We start from the raw sequence: 850 nt of genomic DNA on the forward strand, positions 1-850 counted from the left end.
TGTAACTCAAAACGTTGTTCTTGGGTTAATAATTCGTCATGAGAAAGCTGAGCTAATAATATATTCATATTTACAATTGAGTTCTCAGTGAGTAGGGAATCAACTTGTTTTACGATATCTTCATAATGCTGCATGCATACCTCCTAATCGTGGTGATCAACAGATTATAACACAGGGATATGAAGGTTATTATTGATACTGGAAGTGGTTTATTTTTTATATTATACATAGGAATAAGATCTTGAAATTGATTGTCATCGTGATGAGTTTATTACTTTTTGCTTGTTCATCGACAAAATGGGAGCCTATAGGATCACCTGAATGGACTTACCAAGAGGCTGATTCACAGTGTGAATTTGATGCTTTTAAGCGATTTCCAGTACGTAACGAAGTCGCACAACGCACTGTGTATGAAACGATTACAAAAAGATGTAAGAAAAGTGATGAATGTGGCAAAGCGGAAACTTACGAAGAAAAAGTTCCGGCGACAGAAAGCTACGTATTGGATGTGAATAAAGATAGCCGCTACCAAGAATATAGCAAGTGTATGAAACGTAAGGGATGGCAAGAAAAAAGGTACTATTTTTGGGAATAATTGAAAATACTGACCTAAATTATGTTTAGTTGCACTTCGAAGCCAATCATAAATATATTTATGCTTGGCTTCGTTTTAATTCTGTCTATCAATAATCATCACTGCCATTGTGTTTGGCTCAAGGGCTCTCATAATATGGGGTATATCTCCCGGATAATGAATATAGTCACCGGGGGACAGCTCAGTTGGATTATCTAAAGGCCCTACCATCGCACGACCACTCATTAAGATAATATGCTCACTCACACCATTCAT

The 850-nt window shown here is 36.7% G+C and carries 3 protein-coding genes; 1 reads left to right on the forward strand and 2 read right to left on the reverse strand.

What is annotated here, in order from left to right; genetic code table 11:
- Positions 1-134, reverse strand: a 134-nt coding sequence (locus ABN217_RS19095) for a DUF2526 family protein (protein WP_349459829.1), incomplete at its 3' end; no start/stop codon positions are given.
- A gap of 107 nt (positions 135-241) precedes the next feature.
- Between ABN217_RS19095 and ABN217_RS19100 the strand changes: the two genes are divergently transcribed.
- The gene (locus tag ABN217_RS19100) at positions 242-595 is read left to right on the forward strand and encodes a hypothetical protein (protein ID WP_233445700.1); all 354 of its coding nucleotides are present in this window, start codon (positions 242-244) and stop codon (positions 593-595) included.
- Between the two features lie 75 nt (positions 596-670).
- Here the strand turns inward: ABN217_RS19100 and ABN217_RS19105 are convergent.
- On the reverse strand, positions 671-850 hold a 180-nt coding region (locus ABN217_RS19105), incomplete at its 5' end, for a cupin domain-containing protein (protein WP_502935136.1).

The organism is Proteus sp. fly-1067, from assembly GCF_040139345.1.
Taxonomy (GTDB): domain Bacteria; phylum Pseudomonadota; class Gammaproteobacteria; order Enterobacterales; family Enterobacteriaceae; genus Proteus; species Proteus vulgaris_B.